Origin of the sequence: Stenotrophomonas sp. WED208 (genome assembly GCF_040984485.1) — a bacterium.
GTDB lineage: Bacteria > Pseudomonadota > Gammaproteobacteria > Xanthomonadales > Xanthomonadaceae > Stenotrophomonas > Stenotrophomonas riyadhensis.
This window is the reverse complement of the sequence record NZ_JAZARB010000001.1, coordinates 616,783-637,248: the sequence shown is the minus strand read 5'-3', so window position 1 is coordinate 637,248 and position 20,466 is coordinate 616,783. Positions and strand designations below refer to the sequence as shown.

The 20,466-nt window shown below is 66.7% G+C and carries 22 protein-coding genes; 7 read left to right on the top strand and 15 right to left on the bottom strand.

The annotated features are described in order from the left end of the window. Positions 1 to 68: 68 nt before the first annotated feature. The 4 genes from VPH47_RS02865 to ubiE all read right to left on the bottom strand — a co-directional run bounded on the left by VPH47_RS02865 (position 69) and on the right by ubiE (position 4,496). Positions 69 to 692, bottom strand: a complete 624-nt coding sequence (locus tag VPH47_RS02865) for an HAD family hydrolase (protein ID WP_368851563.1) — start codon at positions 690 to 692, stop codon at positions 69 to 71. Next, positions 692 to 1,423 (bottom strand): hypothetical protein, encoded by a 732-nt coding sequence (locus VPH47_RS02860; RefSeq protein WP_008265071.1) that lies wholly within the window; start codon positions 1,421 to 1,423, stop codon positions 692 to 694. Before VPH47_RS02860 ends, VPH47_RS02865 begins: the two co-directional genes overlap by 1 nt. A 127-nt stretch (positions 1,424 to 1,550) precedes the next feature. After that, complete coding sequence (locus VPH47_RS02855) at positions 1,551 to 3,479, bottom strand: M1 family metallopeptidase (protein ID WP_180848010.1); 1,929 nt, start codon at positions 3,477 to 3,479, stop codon at positions 1,551 to 1,553. Positions 3,480 to 3,734: 255 nt separating this feature from the next. Next, positions 3,735 to 4,496: a bifunctional demethylmenaquinone methyltransferase/2-methoxy-6-polyprenyl-1,4-benzoquinol methylase UbiE gene (gene ubiE, locus VPH47_RS02850; protein WP_005411082.1), complete on the bottom strand. Its 762-nt coding sequence runs from the start codon at positions 4,494 to 4,496 to the stop codon at positions 3,735 to 3,737. A gap of 80 nt (positions 4,497 to 4,576) precedes the next feature. Here ubiE and VPH47_RS02845 point away from each other — a divergent pair, with 80 nt between their 5' ends. From VPH47_RS02845 to VPH47_RS02830, 4 genes are all read left to right on the top strand, one after another. Continuing rightward, positions 4,577 to 5,029 (top strand): nucleoside deaminase, encoded by a 453-nt coding sequence (locus VPH47_RS02845; protein WP_049399252.1) that lies wholly within the window; start codon positions 4,577 to 4,579, stop codon positions 5,027 to 5,029. A gap of 199 nt (positions 5,030 to 5,228) precedes the next feature. Continuing rightward, positions 5,229 to 5,489: a hypothetical protein gene (locus VPH47_RS02840; protein WP_049399251.1), complete on the top strand. Its 261-nt coding sequence runs from the start codon at positions 5,229 to 5,231 to the stop codon at positions 5,487 to 5,489. 74 nt (positions 5,490 to 5,563) lie between these two features. Continuing rightward, the gene (locus VPH47_RS02835) at positions 5,564 to 5,890 is read left to right on the top strand and encodes a hypothetical protein (protein ID WP_110713742.1); all 327 of its coding nucleotides are present in this window, start codon (positions 5,564 to 5,566) and stop codon (positions 5,888 to 5,890) included. 62 nt (positions 5,891 to 5,952) lie between these two features. Further along, positions 5,953 to 6,375, top strand: a complete 423-nt coding sequence (locus tag VPH47_RS02830; protein ID WP_164161506.1) for a low affinity iron permease family protein — start codon at positions 5,953 to 5,955, stop codon at positions 6,373 to 6,375. Positions 6,376 to 6,517: 142 nt separating this feature from the next. Here the strand turns inward: VPH47_RS02830 and smeF are convergent, their stop codons facing one another. From smeF to smeD, 3 genes are read right to left on the bottom strand one after another with little or no spacing between them, the layout of a single operon-like run. Continuing rightward, positions 6,518 to 7,918, bottom strand: a complete 1,401-nt coding sequence (gene smeF, locus VPH47_RS02825) for a multidrug efflux RND transporter outer membrane subunit SmeF (protein WP_162622097.1) — start codon at positions 7,916 to 7,918, stop codon at positions 6,518 to 6,520. Between the two features lie 57 nt (positions 7,919 to 7,975). Further along, positions 7,976 to 11,098 (bottom strand): multidrug efflux RND transporter permease subunit SmeE, encoded by a 3,123-nt coding sequence (gene smeE / locus VPH47_RS02820; protein ID WP_153854549.1) that lies wholly within the window; start codon positions 11,096 to 11,098, stop codon positions 7,976 to 7,978. 12 nt (positions 11,099 to 11,110) lie between these two features. Next, positions 11,111 to 12,295, bottom strand: coding sequence for a multidrug efflux RND transporter periplasmic adaptor subunit SmeD (gene smeD / locus VPH47_RS02815; RefSeq protein WP_032129008.1), 1,185 nt, complete (start codon positions 12,293 to 12,295; stop codon positions 11,111 to 11,113). A gap of 226 nt (positions 12,296 to 12,521) precedes the next feature. Here smeD and smeT point away from each other — a divergent pair, with 226 nt between their 5' ends. The 3 genes from smeT to VPH47_RS02800 are packed head-to-tail and all read left to right on the top strand — an operon-like array spanning position 12,522 to position 14,715. After that, the gene (smeT, locus tag VPH47_RS02810) at positions 12,522 to 13,181 is read left to right on the top strand and encodes an efflux transporter SmeDEF transcriptional repressor SmeT (RefSeq protein ID WP_111202805.1); all 660 of its coding nucleotides are present in this window, start codon (positions 12,522 to 12,524) and stop codon (positions 13,179 to 13,181) included. Continuing rightward, entirely contained in the window at positions 13,178 to 13,687 is a 510-nt protein-coding gene (locus tag VPH47_RS02805; RefSeq protein WP_368850075.1) for a MepB family protein, read from the top strand. The genes smeT and VPH47_RS02805 overlap by 4 nt, the downstream gene beginning before the upstream one ends. A 35-nt stretch (positions 13,688 to 13,722) precedes the next feature. Then, a complete protein-coding gene (locus VPH47_RS02800; RefSeq protein ID WP_197612338.1) occupies positions 13,723 to 14,715 on the top strand; it encodes a Gfo/Idh/MocA family protein in 993 nt (330 codons plus the stop codon). A 53-nt stretch (positions 14,716 to 14,768) separates the two neighbouring features. Here the strand turns inward: VPH47_RS02800 and hslU are convergent, their stop codons facing one another. From hslU to VPH47_RS02760, 8 genes are all read right to left on the bottom strand, one after another. Next, positions 14,769 to 16,142, bottom strand: a complete 1,374-nt coding sequence (gene hslU / locus VPH47_RS02795) for an ATP-dependent protease ATPase subunit HslU (RefSeq protein WP_014038532.1) — start codon at positions 16,140 to 16,142, stop codon at positions 14,769 to 14,771. Positions 16,143 to 16,245: 103 nt separating this feature from the next. Then, complete coding sequence (hslV, locus tag VPH47_RS02790; RefSeq protein ID WP_005411093.1) at positions 16,246 to 16,797, bottom strand: ATP-dependent protease subunit HslV; 552 nt, start codon at positions 16,795 to 16,797, stop codon at positions 16,246 to 16,248. 172 nt (positions 16,798 to 16,969) lie between these two features. After that, complete coding sequence (locus VPH47_RS02785; protein ID WP_049421394.1) at positions 16,970 to 17,170, bottom strand: DUF3079 domain-containing protein; 201 nt, start codon at positions 17,168 to 17,170, stop codon at positions 16,970 to 16,972. Between the two features lie 77 nt (positions 17,171 to 17,247). After that, positions 17,248 to 18,138: a tyrosine recombinase XerC gene (xerC, locus tag VPH47_RS02780; protein WP_164161501.1), complete on the bottom strand. Its 891-nt coding sequence runs from the start codon at positions 18,136 to 18,138 to the stop codon at positions 17,248 to 17,250. 16 nt (positions 18,139 to 18,154) lie between these two features. Continuing rightward, complete coding sequence (locus VPH47_RS02775; protein ID WP_153854552.1) at positions 18,155 to 18,829, bottom strand: DUF484 family protein; 675 nt, start codon at positions 18,827 to 18,829, stop codon at positions 18,155 to 18,157. Beyond that, positions 18,826 to 19,677, bottom strand: a complete 852-nt coding sequence (gene dapF / locus VPH47_RS02770) for a diaminopimelate epimerase (RefSeq protein ID WP_153854553.1) — start codon at positions 19,675 to 19,677, stop codon at positions 18,826 to 18,828. The genes VPH47_RS02775 and dapF overlap by 4 nt, the downstream gene beginning before the upstream one ends. Continuing rightward, a complete protein-coding gene (locus VPH47_RS02765; protein ID WP_164161500.1) occupies positions 19,670 to 19,942 on the bottom strand; it encodes a lipoprotein in 273 nt (90 codons plus the stop codon). Before VPH47_RS02765 ends, dapF begins: the two co-directional genes overlap by 8 nt. Before the next feature lie 82 nt (positions 19,943 to 20,024). Further along, the gene (locus VPH47_RS02760) at positions 20,025 to 20,450 is read right to left on the bottom strand and encodes a YbaN family protein (protein ID WP_153854555.1); all 426 of its coding nucleotides are present in this window, start codon (positions 20,448 to 20,450) and stop codon (positions 20,025 to 20,027) included. Positions 20,451 to 20,466 lie beyond the last annotated feature (16 nt).

Below are 20,466 nucleotides of genomic sequence, written 5' to 3'. Positions count from 1 at the left end.
ACCTTGGTCGACACGCTGTGCCCTGGTAGGTGTCGACCTTGGTCGACACTGCCGGCCAGCGGCCGGCACTACCCCCTGCGCTGCCAGGCGGCCAACAGGTCGCGGCAATCGGCGAAATGCCAGTCGGCACGGCCCGGCCACGGGTTCTCCGGCAGGTTGACCAGCACGGTGTGCGTGCCTGCGGCGCGGCCGCACTCCAGGTCGTAGGCGTGGTCACCGACCATCACCGCCTCCGACGCTGCGATGCCCCAATGCCGCAGGTGCTGCTGCAGCCCATCCGGTGAGGGCTTGGGCACCGCTTCATCGCGGCCAATGATGTCGGCATCGTCGAACAGCTCCCCGACCCCGATCGCGTCCAGGGTCAGCTTCGCCAGCGCATGGTCGTTGCGGGTCAGGATGCCCAGCCGGCAGCCCGCCGCCGCCAGCGCGCGCAGCAGCTTCACCGCGCCCGGTGCCGGCAGCGCGTCCTCGGCCAGCGTGCGCTCGTGTTCCAGCAGCCACTCACGCTTGGCCTGCGCCGATGCGTCCGGCAGCGCCGCGATGTGGTCGAGGATGTCTTCCTCCGCGGCGATCTCCAGCGCGCGGCGGATCGCGGCGAAGTCATGCACGGCCACCGTCAGTGTGCCGTCCATGTCGAACACCCAGTGCCGGATCGCGGACAACGCGTGCACTGCGCTGCCCGCCGCAACCATCACTGCCACCACTGCGGCATGCGGCTGGCGTCGACACCACCGGTTTCGAACACGGCAGTACGCGTGCCGCCGGCCTTGACCGGGAACTCGATGCTGATCGACTTGCCCTTGCGCGCCAGCTTCCACAGCGCCTTCTGGTCGGTGATGAACAGCGCGATGGCTTCATCGGTCTTCGGGCGCCAGGCTGCCATCGACACCGGCTTGCCGTCGTCCACGGTCACCTTCACCGTGCACTGCGGGCAGCGGAAGTCGCCGGCCTGCAGCACCAGGTAGGCATGCCGCTTCCACTCCGGGTGATCGCGGAACACCAGCTGCACCGGCTTGGCGCCGCTGCCGTCCACGTCCACCCGTTCCTTGCTGTAGATCTGCGCCGAAACCTGGTTGCCCTTGTTGCCCACCGGGATCTGGTTGTACTGCCACAGCGCCTGCATGCGGCGCAGGTCGCGCGCGGCATCGCCCTTGGCCTTGACCTCGTCGAAGCCTGCGGCGATGCGCTCGGCGGCGGCGGTGTCCTTGTACTGGTCCAGCAGCGAGGCGCCATGCAGGCGCGCACGCTCCCAGTCCTGCGCGGCCACGGCCATGTCGTACTGTTTGGCCACGTCTTCGGCCTTGGCTTCCTTCTGCGCCTGCACGGCGGCTGCGGCGGCTTCCTGCGCCTTGCGTTCTTCCTCGGGGTTGCTGCAGGCAGCCAGGGCCAGGGTGCAGGCGGTGAGCAGGATCAGTCGTTTCATGGCGGAGGTCCTATGCGAGTGCATCCCGATTCTATCGGCAGCGAAAAGCGGATACACCAACGGCGGGTTTCCCCGCCGTTGGTGGTGAAGCAGTGACCGGTTGCCGGCCAGCGGCCGGCACTACCGCTTACTTGGCTTCGGCCTTGGCCAGCATGTCCTGGACCGAGGCGGTGGTGATCGGGTGGTAGCCCGGCTTGGCCTTTTCGAAGGCCTGCTTGGCCAGCTCCAGGCCCTTCGGCGTCTTCACCAGTTCGGCGTAGATCGGCAGGATCAGCTTGCGACGACCGACGCGCTCGATGAATGCAGCCGCCCCTTCATTGGCCTGCTCGTAACCGCTGCGGATCGCCAGCGGATACCAGCGCATGGCGATCTCGCCATTCGGGGTGCCGGTGAAGTGGAACGCCTTGTCCAGCGTGGCCAGCTTGTCCAGCGGCTGGGTCGCGCCCAGGCCGTCGATGAAGCGCACCCATTCCTGCGTGCTCCAGTCAGCGATGACCTGGCTGCTCGGCACGGTGCCGGCGCTGGCGAAGGCGATGCGTGCGGTATCCACGCTGCTGAAGTTGCGCGACTGCGCCTTGGCCGCGAACGCCGGAATGCCCGGCTCGTCCAGCCACGCCTTCAGTTCGGCTTCCGTCACTGCAGACGGGTTCTTCGGCAGCAGCTTTTCCTTCATGTAGGCAACGAACTGATCAGTGTTCGCGCTCTGGAAGGCGTGGTCATCGAACCAGCCACGCAGGAACGGATCGAAGGTTTCGCGGCCGAAGCGCTGTTCCAGGAATTCCAGGAACCACGCACCCTTGACGTAGGCCACCTGGCTGAGGGCTTCATCGGGATCGCGCTCGTTCAGCGGCGGCAGCGCCAGCGCCTGGTCGGCCGGGCTCATGTCCTTCACTTCGGCCAGCAGGTCGGTCTGGTCGATCTGCTTCTCCATCTCGGCCATCTCCTTGCCGTACAGGGCTTCGGTGATGCGGCCCTGGACGTAGGTGGTGAAGCCTTCATTGAGCCAGATGTCCTTCCAGCTGGCGTTGGTCACCAGGTTGCCCGACCAGCTGTGCGCCAGTTCGTGGGCCACCAGCGAGACCAGCGACTTGTCGCCGACGATCACGGTCGGGGTAGCGAAGGTCAGGCGCGGATTCTCCATGCCGCCGAACGGGAACGACGGCGGCAGCACCAGCATGTCGTAGCGGCCCCAGCGATATTCGCCGTACAGCTTCTCGGCGGCACCGATCATCTTCTCGGTGTCTTCGAATTCCTTGGCGGCCTTGTTGACCATGGTCGGCTCGGCCCAGACGCCGGAGCGGCCGGAGATCGGCTCGAACACCAGGTCGCCGGCGGCGATGGCCAGCAGGTACGACGGAATCGGCTGCGGCATCTTGAAGGTGTAGTCACCGTCACGCGCCGCCTTCGGATCGTTGTCGGCGCTCATCAGCACCATCACGTCCGGGCGCGAGACCACGTGCGCGCTGTAGGTGAAGCGCACGCTCGGGGTGTCCTGCAGCGGCACCCAGGAACGGGCGTGGATGGCCTGCGACTGGCTGAACATGAAAGGCAGCTTCTTGCCTTCGGTCATCGACGGCGCCAGCCACTGCAGCCCCGAAGCGGTCGGTGCGGTGTGGTAGGTCACTTCCACCTTGGCCGGCTGTTCCGGGGTCTCGATGGTCAGCTTGCTGCCGAACACTTTGTCGGCCGGGGCCAGCGCGAACTGCAGCGGGCTGCGCGCGCCATCGGCGGCAACGGCCTCGACCTTGGACACGGTCAGCTCGCGGGTGTCGAGCACCAGCTGCCTGGCGTCCTTCTGCTTCCATTCCAGGGAGTAGGTGGCGGTGCCGCCGATCTGCTTCTGGTCGAAGTCCAGCTTCAGATCCAGCGCGATGTCCTTGATGACGACCTTGTCCGGCTCGGCGTACGAGCTTTCGTCGTGGCTGCGGTTCTCGGCGTTCACGGGGGCGGCGGGGGCCTTGGCGGCAGTCGGGGCGGCGGCGGGCGCGGCCGCCTCCTGGGAGCAGCCGGCGGCCAGGGCCACGGCCAGCGGAAGGAGCATCAGCGGATTACGCATGAATCGGGACCGTTACGGGGATCAGACCCCCAATGGTAACTCCCTCCGGCCCCGCAGGCGTTGCGCGGTGCGGGGTAATGGCGGGCGGGGCCGATCCTGCGCCTGCGGCGCATGCCAACCAAGGTTGGCATCCACAGGTAGGTGCCAACCTTGGTTGGCACGGATCTTTCATCGCTCGCGGCCGGGGTGTGCCAACCAAGGTTGGCACCTACCAGAACAGGTAGCGCCGGGCCATGCCCGGCGGCCCCACACGCTTTACAGCTTGTAGCCGGAGTGGATCGAAACGATGCCGCCGGTCAGGTTCTTGTAGTGGCAGCGCTCGAAGCCGGCCTGCCCCATCATCGCCTTCAGCTCATCCTGCGGCGGGTGCTTGCGGATGCTCTCGGCCAGGTACTGGTAGCTGTCCGAATCGTTGGCGAACAGCTTGCCCAGCTTGGGCAGGATCTTGAACGAGTGGAAGTCGTAGATCGGCTTGAACCAGTCGGCGGTGACTTCCGAGAATTCCAGCACGCGGGCCTGGCCGCCGACCTTCAGCACGCGGTACATCTCGCGCAGGCCGGCGTCCTTGTCGGTCACGTTGCGCAGGCCGAAGGCGATGGTGACCAGATCGAAGCTGTTGTCCGGGAACGGCAGGGCTTCGGCGTTGCACTGCACGTAGTCCAGGCCGAGCACCAGACCGCGATTGGTCAGACGGTCACGGCCGACCGACAGCATGCCGGCGTTGATGTCGCCCAGCACCACCGAGCCCTCGGCGCCAACACGCTCCTTCAGCAGGGCGGCGATATCGCCGGTGCCGCCGGCCAGGTCGAGCACGCGGTCGCCCGGCTTCACCTGCGCGGTGGCCACGTAGTAGCGCTTCCACGCCCGGTGCACACCCAGGCTCATCAGGTCGTTCATCAGGTCGTAGTTGCGCGCGACCGAGGTGAACACCTGGCCGACCAGCTTCTGCTTGTCCTTGGCGGCGACGTCGCGGAACCCGAAATGGGTGGTACCGGCTTTGTAGGGGGATTCGCTCATGGCCCCGATTATCGCACCGCCGGCGGCCAGCGGCACCCCCTGCCCGTATCATGGCGGGCCACGACTTACCGGAGCCCCGCATGATCACCACGCCCGACTACCAGGCCCTGCTGCAGACCGCCATCGCCGAAGCCCGCCAGGGCCTGGCCGAGGGCGGCGTGCCGATCGGCGCGGCGCTGTACCACAACGATGGGCGCCTGCTCGGCTGCGGCCACAACCGCCGGGTGCAGGAAGGCGACCCCTCCGTGCACGGCGAAACCGACGCCTTCCGCAAGGCCGGCCGCCAGCGCCGCTACCAGGACACCATCATGGTCACCACGCTGGCGCCTTGCTGGTACTGCTCGGGCCTGGTGCGCCAGTTCAACATCGGCACCGTGGTGGTGGGCGAATCGCGCACGTTCCAGGGCGGCATCGACTGGTTGCGCGAAAACGGCGTCAACGTGATCGACCTCGACAACCAGGAATGCGTCGATCTGCTCGGCGGCTTCATTGCGCAGCATCCCGAGATCTGGAACGAAGACATCGGTGAATGAGCACCACGCAGTGTGCTGTTGAACCCGCTTAATGAACGCTTCAGTGCCGGCACGCCCTAGTGCCGGCAGCGTTTGCGGCGCCAGCCGTGAACCCGTGCACAGTCAGCCGTGCCCCGTGCACACGCTGCGGTAACACCCCGCCCCATCGTCGCGCCTAGGGTGGGGCTACCGGGACCTTCCTTCCCCGGCGGAGCCAGCCATGTGCGCGCACGCCGTACGCCCCACGCCCGACCCGATCCTTGACGCCATCCGCAAGCGCCTGCAGCAGCAGTTCGCGCTGCATCAGCGTGGCGCCCGGTTCTGGACCGCTTACCAGGGCCTGCAGCTGGAACTGGTGCGCGGCCATCCGCTCGAACACGAACGCCTCTGCAATGCCATGGCCGACATGGCCGAAGAGATGGGCGCGGTCGAGCATGCGCAACTGATAGGCAATCGCAACGCCGGCTGCACATCTCCCTGACGCGGTATCCACCGGGGTCCGGGCCACACTGCGATGAACCCCCACTCCCATCCACTTCAACCGATTGGATCGACATGCACGCCGAAGTCCCCACCATTCCCCCGGTCATCAATGTTGACGCTGAGCTTGACCACTGGCGCCGCCAGCATGCCGACGGTGCATTGGCGCACAACTCGTTCGGCTCGTACGTACCGTGGATCAAGTTCGCCTGCGATTCGCTGATCACCCAGCCGCGCGCCAGCAATGCGCAGCGCGACGAGATGTTCCAGACCCAGTACGCGCTGCAGATCATGCCGCGCCTGAGCGAAGCCCAGGCCCGCGAATTCGTCGACCGCTGCTGGCAGCACGTCTACCAGACCAGCCCGATACGGCTGCAGGACGCCCCGCGCCTGCGCGCCTGAGCTGCACGGCGCCTGCACGAGCCGCTGCCGATCATCCTCGTCACCTGAGTGGGACGACGACGATGAAAGCACGCAACCTGTTCAATACGATCGCCAAGAAGGCCGCGGCCGCCACCGGATCGCCGTGGACCTTCCTGGCCGCAGTGGCGATCGTGGTGATCTGGGGCATCAGCGGCCCGGTGTTCGGCTTCAACGATACCTGGCAGCTGGTGATCAATACCGGCACCACGATCATCACCTTCCTGATGGTGTTCCTGATCCAGCACACGCAGAACGCGGATACCGCCGCGATGCAGATCAAGCTGGACGAGCTGATCCGCGCGACGGCCGAAGCCAACAACGAACTGTTGGATCTGGAAGAACTGGACGAGGAGCGGCTGGAGGAGATCCGCCGCGAGTACGAGCAGATGGCGCGCGAAGCCGGCGACGCGCTGGCGCGGGTACGCGCCTGCCACGTCCCGCACCGTGACGACGAAGCGGTGTAGCAGGCCCCGGAATGACAATGCCGGCCCGCGGCCGGCATTACCATCGATCTCCAGGTAGGTGCCAACCGTGGTTGGCACAGGGTCAGCCGCCTGCGCTGACGCATTCGTGCCAACCACGGTTGGCACCTACCAGAAGCGCTGCTTACCCGCGCTCGTGCCAGCCGCCGCCCAGCACCTTGTAAAGGGTGATGCGGTTGGCCTGCTGGGCCAGCTGCGCCTGCAGCTGGGTCTGCTGCGCGTTGTAGGCGGTACGGCGCGCATCAAGCAGGGTGACGAAGCTGTCCAGGCCTGCGTCGTAGCGTGCCTGCGACAGGCGGTTGGCCTGTTCGGCCGCTTCCACCAACCGCTGCTGTGAACTCACCTGCTCATCCAGGCTGACATTCAACGCCAGCGCATCGGCGGTTTCGCGGAAGCCCACCTGGATCGACTTCTCGTACTGCGCCAGCGCGATGTCACGATCGGCGTTGGCGATGGCCAGGTTGGCGCGCAGCTTGCCACCCTGGAAGATCGGCAGCGTGATCTTCGGCAGGAAGCTCCACACGCGGGTGCCGCTGTCGAACAGGTTGGACAGTTCGCTCGAACCACTACCGATGCTGCCGGTCAGCGAGATGCTCGGGAAGAACGCCGCGCGTGCCGCACCGATGTTGGCGTTGGCCGCCAGCAGTTGGTGTTCGGCGGCCATGATGTCCGGGCGCTGCAGCAGCACGTCGCTGGGCAGACCGGCCGGCGGCGGTGCCAGTGCCAGCAGCTGCGGTTCGATGCTGTCCGGCAGCAGTGCCGGATCCAGCTGGCCACCAGCCAGCAGCGCCAGAGCGTTGCGGTCCTGGGCCAACTGCCCACGCAGGCGCGCGGCATCGGTGCGCGCGGTCTCGACCAGGGTACGGGTCTGGGTCAGCTCCAGCGCCGAACTGCCACCACGCTCGTGGCGGGCCTCGGCCAGACGCAGCGAATCCTCGTAGGTCTTCAGCGTGGCATCGGCGATCTTCAGCCGCTGCGCATCAGCCCCATAGGTCAGCCACGCGGTGGCGGTCTCGGCCACCAGGCTCAGCTGCGCGTTGCGGCGGTTGGCGGCCACGGCGAAGTACTGCTGCAGCGCCGCTTCACTGAGATTGCGCACGCGGCCGAACAGGTCCAGCTCGAACTCGGCTACGCCGACACCGGCGGTGAACTGCTCGGTGACACCGGCGTCGGTACCACGGCGGTCCATCTGGCCGGTGACGGCCACGCCGGGCACACGGTCGGCGCGCTGTACGCGGTACTGGCCGCGCGCGCGTTCAACGTTGAGTACGGCCACGCGCAGGTCGCGGTTGTTCTGCAGCGACTGGTCAATCACCTGCTGCAGGCGCGCATCGGTGAAGAAGTCGCGCCAGCCGACGGCAGCAACATCGGCCACCTGACCCTGCGTGGCCTCGGCCGGCCACTGCGCCGGAATGGCCGGAGCAACGGCGGTGTTCTTCGGCACCAGGGTGGAGCAGCCGGCCAGCGCGAGCGCGGCGGCAATGGAAAGGAACAGGGATGCACTTTTCATGGGAATGACTTCCATCGGTACTGCCAGATGGCAGGAGGCAATGCCGGCCAACGGCCGGCATTACCGTTTCGCTTACGTGGAGGATTTGCGCTTGAACACGCGCTGCACCACCACGAAGAACAGCGGCACGAAGAACACGCCGAGCACGGTGCCGACGATCATGCCGCCGAGCACGCCGGTGCCGATCGCCTGCTTGGCACCGGAGCCGGCACCGGTGGAGATCGCCAGCGGCACCACGCCCATGCCGAAGGCCAGCGAAGTCATCACGATCGGGCGCAAACGGTCGCGCACGGCGTGCATGATCGATTCGATCAGGCTGGCCCCCTTCTCCAGGTTTTCCTTGGCGAACTCGACGATCAGGATCGCGTTCTTGCTGGTCAGGCCCACCGTGGTCAGCATCGCCACCTGGAAGTAGATGTCGCGTTCCAGGCCCTTGAAGGTATTGGCCAGCACCGCGCCGAGGATACCCAGCGGGGCCGCCAGCAGCACCGCGGTCGGCACGCTCCAGCTTTCATACATCGCGGCCAGGCACAGGAACACGATCATCAGCGACAGCGTGTACAGCAGCGGCGTCTGCGAGCCGGCCTGGCGTTCCTGGTAGGACATCGCCGTCCACTCGATGCCGAAGCCCGCCGGCAGCTGCTTGGCCAGCTGTTCGATCTCGGCCATGGCGTCACCGGACGCGACACCCGGTGCCGGTTCGCCCTGGATTTCCATCGCCGACACACCGTTGTAGCGTTCCAGGCGCGGCGAACCGTAATCCCAGTGCTTGGTGGCGAAGGCACTGAACGGCACCATCTCACCCTTGTCGTTCTTCACGGACCAGAGATCGAAGTCCTCCGGCACCATGCGGAACGGCTGGTCGGCCTGCACGAACACGCGCTTGACGCGGCCACGATCGACGAAGTCGTCGATGTACGAGCTACCCCATGCGGCGGCCAAGGTACCGTTGATCTGGTCGATCGACAGCCCCAGCGAGGTCGCCTTGGCCGCATCGATGTCGATGCGGAACTGCGGCGTGTCTTCCTGGCCGTTCGGGCGCACGTTGGCCAGCTTCTTGCTGCCGGCGGCGAGGCCCAGCAGCTGGTTGCGCGCGGCCACCAGTGCCTCGTGGCCCTGGCCGCTGTTGTCCTTCAGGAAGAAGGTGTAGCCCGAGGCGGTACCCAGTTCCGGAATGGCCGGCGGCGGGAAGGCGAAGATGAAGGCATCCTTGATCTGGCCCAGCGCTGCCATGGCGCGACCGGTGATCGGCATCACGCCATTGTTGGCGTCACGCTCGCTCCAGTCCTTCAGCTTGACGAATGCCATGCCCGCGTTCTGGCCCATGCCGGCGAAGCTGAAGCCCTGCACCGAGAACACCGAGTCCACCGCATCCTTCTCGTTCTGCAGGAAGTGGTTTTCCAGTGCCGCGATCGATTCCAGCGTACGTTCCTGGGTGGCACCGACCGGCGCCTGCACCAGCGCCATCAGCACGCCCTGGTCTTCGTTGGGCAGGAACGAGCTGGGCAGGCGCACGAACAGCACGCCCATCAGCACGAACAGTGCCGCCACGATGCCCATGAAGCGCCACGGACGGTGGATGATGCCGCGCACGCCGCGCTGGTAGCTTTCGCTGGTGCGGTCGAAGCCGCGGTTGAAACCGTTGAAGAAACGACCGGACCAGCCCTTGTGTGCGACGTGGTGCTCACCCTTCTTCAGCGGCTTGAGCATGGTCGCGCACAGCGCCGGGGTCAGTACGATCGCGACCAGCACCGACAGCGCCATCGCCGAAACGATCGTGGCCGAGAACTGGCGATAGATCACGCCGGTGGAACCGCTCATGAAGGCCATCGGCACGAACACGGCCGACAGCACCAGGCCGATACCCACCAGCGCGCCGGTGATCTGGCCCATCGACTTGCGGGTGGCCTCGAGCGGCGACAGTCCTTCCTCGGACATGATGCGCTCGACGTTCTCCACCACCACGATGGCATCGTCCACCAGCAGGCCGATCGCCAGCACCATCGCGAACATGGTCAGCATGTTCACCGAGAAGCCCAGCATCGCCAGCACGCCGAAGGTACCCAGCAGCACCACCGGCACGGCGATGGTCGGGATCAGGGTGGCGCGGAAGTTCTGCAGGAACAGGTACATCACCACGAACACCAGCACGATCGCTTCGATCAGGGTCTGCACCACGCCCTTGATCGACACGCGCACGAACGGGGTGGTGTCGTACGGGATCTCGGCCTTCAGGCCGGCCGGGAAGAAGCTCTTCATGTCCTGCAGCGCGGCATCCACGCCGGCCGCAGTATCCAGCGCGTTGGCGCCGGTGGCCAGGGTGACCGCCAGGCCGCTGGCCGGCTGGCCGTTGTAGCGGGTGACGAAGTCGTAGGACTCTGCACCCAGTTCGACACGGGCGACATCGCCCAGGCGCAGCTCGGCACCGTCCTGCGCACCGCGCACGATGATGTTGCGGAACTGTTCCGGGGTCTGCAGGCGCGACTGCGCATTGATGGTGGCGTTGAGCTGCTGGCCCTTGATCGACGGCGCGCCGCCGAGCTGGCCGATGGCCACCTGGGCGTTCTGTGCCTTGATCGCTGCGGTCACTTCCGCAACGGACAGGCCGTAGGTGTGCAGCTTGTTCGGGTCCAGCCAGATACGCATGGCGTACTTGCCACCGAACACCTGGATGTTGCCCACGCCCGGCACGCGGCTCAGACGGTCGACGACATTGGAACCGACGTAGTCGGCGATGTCGTTGGCGTCCATGCTGCCGTTCTCGGACACGAACGCGATGACGTTCAGGAAGCCCGAGCTGGACTTGGCCACGTTGATGCCCTGCCGCTGCACTTCCTGCGGCAGCAGCGGCATGGCCAGCTGCAGCTTGTTCTGCACCTGCACCTGGGCGATGTCCGGGTTGGTGCCGCTCTCGAAGGTCAGGGTGATGGTGGCCTGGCCATTGGACGAGCTGTTGGAGGAGAAATAGATCAGGCCATCAAGGCCCTTCATGTTCTGCTCGATGATCTGCGTCACCGAGTCCTCGACCACCTTGGCCGATGCACCCGGGTAGGTGGCGCTGATTTCCACCGCCGGCGGTGCGACGTTGGGGTACATCGAGACCGGCAGCTTGAACAGGGCCAGGCCGCCGGCGAGCATGATGATGATGGCGATCACCCACGCGAAGATGGGTCGATCGATGAAAAAGCGTGCCATGGGGTTCTCCGCTTACTTCGCGTCGCCGGCCGGAGCGGCAGGCTGGGCGGCCGCTGCCGGCTTGGCCGGAGCAGCGCCCTTCTCGGTGGCCTTGACCGGCATGCCGGGGCCGATCTTCTGCAGGCCTTCGACGATGACCTTGTCGCCGGCCTTCAGACCGTCCTCGACCAGCCACTTGTCGCCGACCGTGCGGCTGACCTTGACCGGGCGCACTTCGACCTTGTTGTCCTTGTCGACCACCATCGCCGAGGTGTCACCCTTCGGATCGCGGGCGATGCCGGCCATCGGCACCAGCACCGCATCGCTGCGCACGCCGCCGCCGATCACCGCGCGCACGTACGTGCCCGGCATCAGCAGGCCGTCCGGATTGTCCACCTTCACGCGCAAGCCGAAGCTGCCAGTGGCCGGGTCGACGCTGACTTCGGAGAATTCCAGCGTACCCTTGTGCTCGAAGGTGCTGCCGTCTTCCATCAGGATGCTGACCGGCAGCGTCTGGTTGTCCTGCAGGCGGCCCGCGGCCAGCTCACGACGCAACTGCAGCAGCTCGGCCGAAGACTGGGTCAGGTCGACATAGATCGGGTCCAGCTGCTGCACGGTGGCCAGCGCATTGGCCTGGCCGGCGCTGACCAGCGCACCCTGGGTGACGCTGGACTTGCCGATGCGGCCGCTGATCGGGGCGGTGATGCGGGCGTAGCCCAGAGTGACGTTGGCCGCATCCAGCGAGGCCTTGGCGGCACCGACGTCAGCCTCGGCCTGCTTCTGCGCGGCCACCGCGTTTTCCAGGTCCTGCTGGCTGACCGCATCAACCTTGGCCAGCTCGGTGATGCGCTTGGCGCTCAGGCGCGCGGCGTTGGCGGTGGCCTCGGCACGCGCCAGCTGGGCACGGGCACTGTTGGCCTGCGCGCGGTAGCTCGCGTCCTCGATCTGGTACAGCGGCTCGCCGGCCTTGACCATGCCGCCCTCGGTGAACAGGCGCTTGGCGACGATGCCGTTGACCTGCGGACGCACTTCGGCGACCAGGAAGGCGTTGGTACGGCCCGGCAGCTCGCGGGTCAGGCCCACGGTCTCGGACTTCAGCGTGACCACGGTGACGTCACCCGGGCCCTGTTCGGGGGCCTGGGGTTGGCCGCCGCAGGCAGCCACGGTCGCGGCGATTGCCAGCGACAGTGCAAAGGGTCGGATTCGGCTCAGCAACATGACGGAAAGGCTCTTGGAGGAAAGGGTCTCAGCCAGCGCTGATACGGCGGACCCTCCACCAGCAAAGGTGAAGACCGTGCGAACAGCGCCCACCCGGGTGGAGTGGGAGCCGGACGGGCCTGCCACGCACACGACGGGAATGATGGGTGCGAAATATACATACATGCTTGTTTGTTTGTAAACCGGTACAATTCAGCCACGTTTCACCCGCACTCGTACCCTACCCATGGCCCGCAAGACCAAAGAGGACACCCAGGCAACCCGGGAAGGCATCCTTGACGCCGCCGAAGCCTGCTTCCATGAACACGGCGTGGCCCGTACCACGCTGGAGATGATCGGCGCCCGCGCCGGCTATACCCGTGGCGCGGTGTACTGGCACTTCAAGAACAAGAGCGAGGTGCTCGCCGCGATCGTCGAGCGCGTGCACCTGCCCTTCATGCAGGAACTGGAGCGTACCTCCACCGACCAGCGCGACACCCCGGTGCACGACCTGCGCGCGGTGATGATCCACTCGTTCATCGAGCTGTCCGAGGACGAGCGCCTGCGCAAGACCATGGAGATCATGCTGCGCAGCGACGCCTCGGCCGATACCAAGGTGCTGACCGAAATGCAGCAGGCCGGCTTCCGCGATGCGCTGGACCGGATGGAGCGCGCCCTGCGCCGCGCCCGCGATCTGGGCCAGCTGCGCGAAGGCGCCGACCCCAAGATCGCCGCGCGCATGCTGCACGCCACTGTGCTGGGCGTGCTGCACGGCGCGATGGTCGAACCGGAACTGATGGACCTCAAGCGCGATGGCATGCTCGCGCTGGACATGACCCTGGCCGCCTACGTGAAAGAAGGCGTGTTCGTGCCCGGAACGGTGCCCGAGCCGCTGCCGGAAGCATGAGCGGCATTGCTGCCGCCACTGCGGCACTGCACGATCTCTACCTGCCCGCAGGGCTGCGGTTGACCGGACCGATCGTGGCGGAAGCGGAAAGCGCAGAGTACGGTGCCTGCCGCTTTGCCCTTGAGGGTCACAGCATCGTGTTCCGCGTCGCGAAGATCACCCCCACCAAGACCGGCCAGTTCGTAACCCTGTGGAAGCGCCCCGCCCCCGGTTCTGATATCGCTCCATTGGATGCAGCCGATGCTGTGCACTTCGTGGTGATCGCGGTCTTCGACGGAACACAGCGCGGGCAGTTCATCTTCAGTCGTGACCTGCTGATCGAGCGCGGCGTGATGTCGCGCGATGGCGAGGGCGGAAAGCGCGCCCTCCGTGTCTATCCGCCGTGGAGCACGCCGACCGCAAAGGACGCGATCCGGACCCGGCAGTGGCAGCTTCGTTGCTTCCTGCCCACCGGTGCCGATGTCTCCGCCTCCACCGGTGATCGATTACGCTCACTGTTGGGTTGAACCCGGCGGACCTTCCCTTTTCTGGACGCATCGTGATGATCCTGGACAACGTGGTATGGGGCTTCATCGGCTGTGGCAGCGTCACCGAGAAGAAGAGCGGGCCGGCCCTGGCCAACACGCCGGGCTCACGGGTGGCCGCGGTCATGCGCCGCAATGCGGCATTGGCCGAGGATTATGCGCGGCGCCATGCGATTCCCCGCTGGTACGCGGACGCCGATGCACTCATCGCCGACCCGGAAGTGAACGCGATCTACGTTGCGACGCCGCCCTCCACGCACATGCACTACGCATTGCAGGCGATTGCCGCGGGCAAGCCGGTCTACATCGAAAAGCCGATGGCCATGGATCACGACGAGTGCCAGCGCATCATTGAAGCCAGCGCCCGCAGCGGCGTGCCGGTGTTCGTGGCCTACTACCGCCGCGCCCTGCCCCGCTTCGCGCAGGTGAAGCAGCTACTGGACAGCGGCGCGATCGGCACACCGCGCAGCGTGCGCGCCACCCTGCACCGGCCGCATTCGGCGAACGCTGCATCGCCGGACTTCTGGCGGACCAACCCGGCGATCGCTGGCGGCGGGCTGTTCGTCGATCTGGGCTCGCACACCCTGGACCTGCTGGATCATCTGCTGGGACCGCTGAGCGATGTGCGCGGCCTGGCCAGCTCGTTGACCGGCGCCTATGCCGCTGAGGACAGCGTCTCGATGTGCTTCCGCACCGGGACGGGGGTGCACGGCATCGCGCAATGGAGCTTCTGCGCGTTCCGCCGCCAGGATGAGATCGAGATCACCGGCGATCGCGGACAACTGCGCTTTGCCACCTTCGAGGATGTTCCAGTGGTACTGGAAACCGAAGCCGGTATGCAGACGTTCGATATCCCGAACCCGCCGTCGATCCAGCAGCCGTTGATCGCTACCATGGTCGATGAGTTGCGTGGCTGGGGTCACTCGCCGTCGAACGGCATCAGCGCCGCCCGCACCAGTGCGGTGATCGACCAGGTGCTGCAGGCCTACCGCGTCAGACATCCGCACTGACCACCAGCAAAAAGGCCGCCTTTCGGCGGCCTCATGCTTTGCAGCGTCAGGCATTACAGGATGTAGCGGCTCAGGTCCGGATCCTGCACCAGCTCACCCAGATGCGCATCGACATAAGCACTGTCGATGGCCAGGGTCTCGCCGTCGCGGTCCGGTGCCTCGTAGCTGAGCGAATCCAGCAGGCGCTCCAGTACGGTGTGCAGGCGACGGGCACCGATGTTCTCCTGGCGCTCGTTCACCTGGAAGGCGATCTCGGCCAGACGATCAATGGCATCGGCGGTGAAGCTGACCTTGACGCCCTCGGTGGCCAGCAGTGCTTCGTACTGCTTGGTCAGCGCGGCCTTCGGCTCGGTCAGGATACGCACGAAATCACCCTTGCTCAGCGCACCCAGTTCAACGCGGATCGGGAAGCGGCCCTGCAGCTCCGGAATCAGATCGCTCGGCTTGGCCAGGTGGAACGCACCCGAAGCAATGAACAGGATGTGGTCGGTCTTGATCGTGCCGTACTTGGTCGACACGTTGGAGCCCTCCACCAGCGGCAGCAGGTCGCGCTGCACGCCTTCGCGCGACACGTCGCCACCACCCACGTTGTCACCACGCTTGGCGACCTTGTCGATCTCGTCGATGAAGACGATGCCGTGCTGCTCGCAGGCCTCGATCGCCGCGGTGCGGATGTCGTCCTCGTTGACCAGCTTGCCGGCCTCTTCCTCGATCAGCAGCGGACGCGCGGCCTTGATGGTCAGCGTGCGCTTGTGCGCCTTGGCGCCGCCGCCGAGGTTGGCGAACATCGACTTCAGCTGCTGGCCCATTTCCTCCATGCCCGGCGGGGTCATGATGTCCATGCTGACATTGGCGGCCAGGTCGAGTTCGATCTCGCGCTCGTCCAGCTCACCGTTGCGCAGCATCTTGCGGAACTTGATGCGGGTCTCGTTGTCCTGCGCCGACGGTTCGTTGCGGGCGACTTCCGGATCGAAGCCGATGCCACCGCTGCGGCGCGGCAGCAGCGCATCGAGGATGCGGTCTTCGGCGCGTTCTTCGGCCTGGGTACGCACGCGCACCTTGGCCTGCTCGCGATAGAGCTTCACAGCGGTATCGGCCAGGTCGCGGATGATCTGCTCGACGTCCTTGCCGACGTAGCCGACTTCCGTGAAGCGGGTCGCTTCAACCTTCACGAACGGTGCGTTGGCCAGGGTGGCCAGGCGACGCGCGATCTCGGTCTTGCCGACGCCGGTCGGGCCGATCATCAGGATGTTCTTCGGCATCACTTCATTGCGCAGCTCGGGCACCAGCTGCATGCGGCGCCAGCGGTTGCGCAGGGCAATGGCCACGGCGCGCTTGGCGTCGTGCTGGCCCACGATATGCCGGTCCAGTTCCTGCACGATCTCGCGCGGGGTCATGGTGGCGGAGGAAACTTCGATCTTCGACATGGATGTGCTCACGAATTCAGTGTCGGTAGTGCCGGCTGCTGGCCGGCAACCAGGCACGCGTGGGGGGGATCATGAGGTTGCTGGCCAGCGGCCGGCACGACCCTCACAGCTCCTCGACCACCACGTTGCGGTTGGTGTAGATGCAGATGTCGCCGGCAATGCCGATCGCTTCGCTGGCGATGGTGCGCGCATCCAGTTCGGTGTGCGCCATCAGCGCGCGCGCGGCCGACAGTGCATAGGAACCACCGGAACCGATGGCGATGATGCCGTCCTCCGGCTCGATCACATCGCCGGTGCCGCTGATGATCAGCGAGGTTTCCTTGTCGGCCACCGCCAGCAGGGCTTCAAGCTTGCCGAGGCGGCGCTCGGTGCGCCAATCCTTGGCCAGCTCGACCGCAGCGCGCTGCAGCTGGCCGTGCTTTTCCAGCTTGGCCTCGAACAGCTCGAACAGGGTGAAGGCATCGGCGGCGGCACCGGCGAAGCCGGCCAGCACCTGGCCGTCACGACCGAGGCGGCGCACCTTGCGCGCATTGCCCTTCATCACGGTGTGGCCCAGCGTGACCTGGCCGTCGCCGGCAATGGCCACGTGCTCGCCGCGACGGACGCAGACGATGGTGGTGGCGTGGAAAACGTTGGGATTCTGACTGGGGTCCATGCGGCCTCCGATAGCTGTTCCCGGGACATGGGGACAGCGCCGGGTACGATCAAGCCTGTGCGGATGGCTGCCGTTCAGCGCTTGGTGGCGCCCCATGGGAAGAGGGCGCCCTTTTAACGAGCGCATCGCAATGCGCGCGGACCCCGCCGCCCGAACGTGGAACGCCTGCCGTTCAGCGCTTGGCCTGCGAAGGCCGATCCGGATTCGGCTCGATGCCCCAGGCGAGGTACCAGTCTTCGCCCTGCGTCTCGATCGGGTGCTGGGTGCGGCCGGAACCATTGCCGCAGGCCAGCGCGTCGGCCGCGCAATAGCGGTCGCAGCCCCAGCAGATGCGCTCGGGATGCCTGGGGTGCAGCGGAATGGGCTTCGCCATGGTGGCAGTGTCCTCGTGGCCTGCGGCCACGATGCGCCGGTAGCGCCCGCCCTGCCCTGATCCAGATCAAGGGCGGGCTATTCAGCCTTGTCGTCCCTGCTGCGGCGCTTCGCACGTGGATGCGCGGCGTCGTAGACCTTGGCCAGGTGCTGGAAATCGAGGTGGGTGTAGATCTGGGTGGTGGCGATGTCGGCATGGCCAAGCAGCTCCTGCACACCGCGCAGGTCGCCGGACGATTCCAGGATGTGGCTGGCGAAACTGTGCCGCAGCATGTGCGGATGCACGTGCTTGAACAGGCCCTGGCGCTGCGCCAGCTGGCGGATGCGGATCTGCACCGCGCGCTGGCTGATCGGCCCGTTGCGGCCGGGAAACACCGGCGAGGCCGGGCCGCCGCCACTTTCCGCACGCCACGCCTGCAGCGCTTCGCGCGCCGGCCGGCCGAACGGCACGCGGCGCTGGCGGTTGCCCTTGCCCAGCACGTTCACCAGGCCGCTGTCGAAATCCAGGTCGCGCCAGGTCAGCGCGCAGACTTCGCTCAGGCGCAGGCCGGAGGAATAGAACAGTTCCAGCAGTGCGCGATCACGGCGGCCGAGTTCACCTTCCGGCTCCAGCTCGACCAGCTGCACGGCTTCGTCGGCATCGAGCACCTGCGGCAACCGGCGCGGTGCGCGTGGCGCCTTCAGCGTCGCCGCCGGGCTGACCTCGATGCGTCCATGCTTCAACAGCCAGGCGTAGAAGCTGCGGCACGCCGACAAGCGGCGCTGCAGGCTCTTGGCCGACAGGCCACGCCGGTGCTCATCGGCGACGAACTGACGCAGCGCCTCGGCATCGAGTGCCTCCACCGCAACACCGCGTGGCTCGGCCCAGGCCGACAGCGCGTCCAGGTCGCGGCGGTAGGCGTCGAGCGTATGTGCCGACATCCGCCGCTCCACCTGCAGGTGCTGCAGGAAGGCCTGTACCGCGCTCATCGTCGTCGTGCCCTGCTCAGTCCTGGAATCGCTTCAAGCCGGTAACCAGGGCGTCACCCATCATGCGCAGGAACAGCGTGCCCATGCCCGGATAGAAGCGGTTCGGGTCGTGGCTGCCCACGGCAATCAGGCCCACACCCGGCAACGGCAGCAGCGCGGTGGTCTGCACTTCTTCGCTGCGCACGCCATACAGCACGGCATTCTTTTCCGGCTGCAGGCGGCCGCAGATCGGCTCGCCGTCGTTCAGGCAATCGCGGAACGGGCCCAGCTGCGGATCGTCCGCGGCGATCACCTGCAGCCAGTCGGCCTGTTCCAGCCCGGCCACCGGTGTGTGCACCACCAATCGCACCAGGTCGCCAGCGAAATCCTCCTGCAGCGATGCCGCCATTGCACGCAGGGTATCGGCAGCGTTGTCCTGCTTCATCAGCGCCAGGGTCAGCTGGTGCGTGCGCACCGCCAGGCGTTCATTGACCTGGGCGGTGGCGCCCAGATCGGCCAACCGTCGCGCCAGCTCGCGGTTCTTCTCGCGCAGCACTTCCAGCTGGTAGCTGGCCAGCGATGCGGTCGGGCCGTCATCGCGTGGCACCACCAGGGTCAGGGCCAGGTCCGGGAACTGCTTGAGGAAGCCGGGATGGCGCCGCAACCAGGCAGCGACTTCATGGGCCCCGAGCTTGTCGACGGTTTCGGTCATGCGATCCACTCCCCTTCGAAGACGAATGCAGTCGGGCCGGCCATCACCACCGGCTGGCCATCGCCCGGCCACTGGATGCGCAGGTCGCCACCGGGCAGGCTGATGCGCGCATCGCGCTGCAGGCGGCCACGCTGCATCAGGGTCACCGCGGCGGCACAGGCACCGCTGCCGCAGGCCAGGGTTTCACCGACGCCGCGCTCGAACACCCGCAGGCGTGCATGCGCGGGGCTCATCACCTGGGCGAAGCCCACGTTCACCGAGCGCGGGAACGACGCATGCTGCTGCAGCAGCGAACCGACGCGCTCGACCGGGGCCGCATCGATCAGGCCCACTTCGATCACCGCATGCGGGTTGCCCATCGACACCGCAGCGAAACGTACGCTCTCGCCCTGCAACGGCAGCAGGTATTCCTCGCGTGCGTGGGCAAAGCCCATCAGCGGCACGTTGGTCGGCTCGAACGCGGGCACGCCCATGGTTACCGCGAACTGCCCCTCGCCCAGCACCTTCACTTCGTGGCTGGCCAACGGGCTGTCGATGACGAATGCATCGCCCTGCGCACTGCCTTCGCGCACCAGCCAGGCCGCGATGCAGCGCGCGCCATTGCCGCACTGTTCGGAGTTGGAACCGTCGGCATTCCAGATGCGGTACGAAGCCACCGAGCCTTCCGCACGCGGCGCTTCGATGGTCAGGATCTGGTCGCAGCCGACGCCGGTGTGGCGGTCGGCCAGGCGCGCGGCCAGTTCAGGCGTGGGCGGCGACGTACCGTCACGCAGGTCGATCACTACGAAATCATTGCCCGCGCCGTGCATCTTGCTGAAGCGCAGGGCCTTGGAACCGGCCTTACTCATTCCCGCCGCCCACCTTCTTTGCCGGCGCAGGCGCCGGCTGGGTGGTCGGTGCGGCCGGCTCCACGGTCGTGGCCGGGGTGCCGCTGCCCTGGGTCTCCGCCGGGGTCGCCTCGGTGGCGGGCTCGGCAGCGGGCTCGACGGTTTCTTCCACCGGCACCGGCTTCTGCGGCAGTACCAGCGGGCCCTTGTTGCCGCAGGCGGCGAGGAGCAGCAGCGAGGCCGCTGCCAGCGGAATCAGGATGGCGTTTCGATGGGGGATCTTCATGCCCCGAGTATAGCCATTGGCGGCTGAGCGGTTGGTGCAGGGGCTCGGGTTGCCGGCCAGCGGCCGGCACTACCGCAGGCGCTCAATCCGCGGGCGGTGGCAGCGGCCGCGTCCACAGCCAGATCGCCACCACGGTCATGCTGCCGATCGAGAACCACTTCACCCAGGCGATCGGCACGCACCACAGCATGATGCCGGCGCACACCGCCATGGTGATCGTCGCCATCCACTTGCCGTAGCGGCTGACCGCACCGTGCGCCTGCCAGTTGGCGATGGCCGGGCCGAAGCGCGGATGCTGCAGCAGCCAGGTATGCAGACGCTCGGAACCCCGCGACGCAGCCCACGCGGAAATCAGGATGAATACGGTAGTCGGCAGGCCCGGAACGAAGATGCCAACGATGCCGGTACCGAGGCTGACATACGCCAGCAGCCACCACGCCCAGCGGAAACGCACCACGCGCGGTGGCGTGGCAGCATCGCGGGGTGCGGGGGGTTCAGGCGGGTTCATGGCCGCAAGGATACCG

What these genes read in the sequence shown, in the direction of transcription:
- VPH47_RS02785 (WP_049421394.1), bottom strand. Translation starts at nt 17,170, where the DNA reads ATGGCGAAGCCCATTCCGCTGCACCCCAGGCATCCCGAGCGCATCTGC.
- VPH47_RS02775 (WP_153854552.1), bottom strand. Translation starts at nt 18,829, where the DNA reads ATGACCGAAACCGTCGACAAGCTCGGGGCCCATGAAGTCGCTGCCTGG.
- VPH47_RS02765 (WP_164161500.1), bottom strand. Translation starts at nt 19,942, where the DNA reads ATGAAGATCCCCCATCGAAACGCCATCCTGATTCCGCTGGCAGCGGCC.
- xerC (WP_164161501.1), bottom strand. Translation starts at nt 18,138, where the DNA reads ATGAGCGCGGTACAGGCCTTCCTGCAGCACCTGCAGGTGGAGCGGCGG.
- smeF (WP_162622097.1), bottom strand. Translation starts at nt 7,918, where the DNA reads ATGGAAGTCATTCCCATGAAAAGTGCATCCCTGTTCCTTTCCATTGCC.
- dapF (WP_153854553.1), bottom strand. Translation starts at nt 19,677, where the DNA reads ATGAGTAAGGCCGGTTCCAAGGCCCTGCGCTTCAGCAAGATGCACGGC.
- VPH47_RS02835 (WP_110713742.1), top strand. Translation starts at nt 5,564, where the DNA reads ATGCACGCCGAAGTCCCCACCATTCCCCCGGTCATCAATGTTGACGCT.
- smeD (WP_032129008.1), bottom strand. Translation starts at nt 12,295, where the DNA reads ATGTTGCTGAGCCGAATCCGACCCTTTGCACTGTCGCTGGCAATCGCC.
- VPH47_RS02860 (WP_008265071.1), bottom strand. Translation starts at nt 1,423, where the DNA reads ATGAAACGACTGATCCTGCTCACCGCCTGCACCCTGGCCCTGGCTGCC.
- hslU (WP_014038532.1), bottom strand. Translation starts at nt 16,142, where the DNA reads ATGTCGAAGATCGAAGTTTCCTCCGCCACCATGACCCCGCGCGAGATC.
- VPH47_RS02805 (WP_368850075.1), top strand. Translation starts at nt 13,178, where the DNA reads ATGAGCGGCATTGCTGCCGCCACTGCGGCACTGCACGATCTCTACCTG.
- VPH47_RS02840 (WP_049399251.1), top strand. Translation starts at nt 5,229, where the DNA reads ATGTGCGCGCACGCCGTACGCCCCACGCCCGACCCGATCCTTGACGCC.
- smeT (WP_111202805.1), top strand. Translation starts at nt 12,522, where the DNA reads ATGGCCCGCAAGACCAAAGAGGACACCCAGGCAACCCGGGAAGGCATC.
- hslV (WP_005411093.1), bottom strand. Translation starts at nt 16,797, where the DNA reads ATGGACCCCAGTCAGAATCCCAACGTTTTCCACGCCACCACCATCGTC.
- VPH47_RS02845 (WP_049399252.1), top strand. Translation starts at nt 4,577, where the DNA reads ATGATCACCACGCCCGACTACCAGGCCCTGCTGCAGACCGCCATCGCC.
- VPH47_RS02830 (WP_164161506.1), top strand. Translation starts at nt 5,953, where the DNA reads ATGAAAGCACGCAACCTGTTCAATACGATCGCCAAGAAGGCCGCGGCC.
- VPH47_RS02855 (WP_180848010.1), bottom strand. Translation starts at nt 3,479, where the DNA reads ATGCGTAATCCGCTGATGCTCCTTCCGCTGGCCGTGGCCCTGGCCGCC.
- VPH47_RS02760 (WP_153854555.1), bottom strand. Translation starts at nt 20,450, where the DNA reads ATGAACCCGCCTGAACCCCCCGCACCCCGCGATGCTGCCACGCCACCG.
- VPH47_RS02865 (WP_368851563.1), bottom strand. Translation starts at nt 692, where the DNA reads ATGGTTGCGGCGGGCAGCGCAGTGCACGCGTTGTCCGCGATCCGGCAC.
- VPH47_RS02800 (WP_197612338.1), top strand. Translation starts at nt 13,723, where the DNA reads ATGATCCTGGACAACGTGGTATGGGGCTTCATCGGCTGTGGCAGCGTC.
- ubiE (WP_005411082.1), bottom strand. Translation starts at nt 4,496, where the DNA reads ATGAGCGAATCCCCCTACAAAGCCGGTACCACCCATTTCGGGTTCCGC.
- smeE (WP_153854549.1), bottom strand. Translation starts at nt 11,098, where the DNA reads ATGGCACGCTTTTTCATCGATCGACCCATCTTCGCGTGGGTGATCGCC.